Source organism: Microcystis sp. LE19-10.1B (genome assembly GCF_027530565.1).
In the GTDB taxonomy this organism is placed as follows: Bacteria; Cyanobacteriota; Cyanobacteriia; order Cyanobacteriales; family Microcystaceae; genus Microcystis; species Microcystis aeruginosa.
On the sequence record NZ_JAPZQM010000160.1, the window covers coordinates 1 to 1,604 of the forward strand.

Here is a 1,604-nt window from a genome sequence, read left to right on the forward strand (position 1 = left end):
ATTTTATCACTATTGATGGCAAAATCTGTGATACGATCGCTTGTTGATATGGTAGATTGGCCAAATTGGAAGACGAAGGTATCTGCACCTAAACCACCGGTTAAAGTATCAATTCCCGCACCTCCATTGATTTGATTAATGCCACTATTTCCAGTGATATTATTGTTACCAGCGTTACCTGTACCATTAATATTATTACTGCCAATTAGTCTGAGGTTTTCGACATTGTTGGGTAAGGTGCGAGTGAGACTGGTTTGCCAAGTATCAGTAATGATAACTTCTCCTATTCCTCCTTCGGGATTGATGGTAGCATTAACGGGATTTGACAGGGTTACTGTAAAGGCTTCATCGGCTTCATTAAGGTTATCATTGAGGATGGGAATGCTAATAGTAGCGGTGGAAGTATTAGGTGCAATGGTGATAGTTCCGGTTTTGCTAGTGTAATCTACATTGGCGGTAGCGTTAATGGGTGCAGTGGTATAGTTGAAGGTAATTGGTTGTGAATTGGGATTATCAACTATGACGGTGAGGATGGCATTATTATCTTTACCTTCGACCACGGTAATATTATTGATGGAGAGTTGGGGAAAGTCGTCATTGGTAATTGTCCCCGTCACTGGGGTTGATGTACCTATTGTATAACCAGTCCCTGAAGCGAGAGTTAAGACGACCGTTTCATCACTTTCTACTGTTGTATCAGCAGTGGGGTCAACTGTTACAGTAGCAGTGGATGAACCAGCAACAAAGGTGACTGTATTGGTAGTCCCTGTACGAGTGTAGTCGGTATTTAAAGTCGCTGTCCCTCCGAGGGTGTAATTGACTGTTAAAGCATTACTTGTTACTCCGCTACGGGTGAAAGTATAAACCAGATTTGTTGTCCCGTCTTCAGTAACACTACTAGGAGAAACCGCAAGAGTAATACTAGGAAGTATGACATCATCATTGGTAATCGTTCCCTGTCCCTGATTATCGGTTATGGTAACGTTACGACCATTAGTTTGTAAATTACTGAGATTGACGAAGAAAGTCTCGTTACTTTCGACTTTAGTATCGCCATTGACAGCAACAGTAATCGTCTTAGAAGTCTCACCAGCATTGAAGATTAAGGGAGTAGCAGCAATCGCCGTATAATCGTTATCTGTTGTCGTAGCTGTACCGTCTGCGGTGGCGTAATTAACCGTTACTGCTGTATCAACTGCATTAGAAAGAGTGACAGTAAATACTGCATTAGTTGTCCCGCTATTTCCTTCGGTAATTGTGACATCAGTAATCGCAATCGATGCGCTGTCATCATTATTAATCGTTCCCTGTCCCTGATTATCAGCTAGGGTGACGTTACTGCCATTGGCTTGTAAATTGCTGAGATTGAGGAAAAATGTCTCATTGAGTTCAACTTGGTTATCGCCATTAAGGGACTTCCAAAAAATAAACTATTCATGCTCAAGAATAATAATCATTCTCGAAGTGTAGGAGGTAGGGGTCGATGGTTGCCTCCTCCTTCCAATTTTGTAGTAGAATTAATCCTGTACATTATTAATCAAGTTTTTCTTTGTAAGTGTATATGGAATTAACTGATTCCCTCAAGAAATTGCTCAGTGAAACTG

The 1,604-nt window shown here is 41.1% G+C and carries 1 pseudogene; it reads right to left on the minus strand.

The features are described 5' to 3' along the window. Positions 1 to 1,412, minus strand: a pseudogene (locus O9332_RS05695) (Calx-beta domain-containing protein); the annotation flags it as partial. Positions 1,413 to 1,604 lie beyond the last annotated feature (192 nt).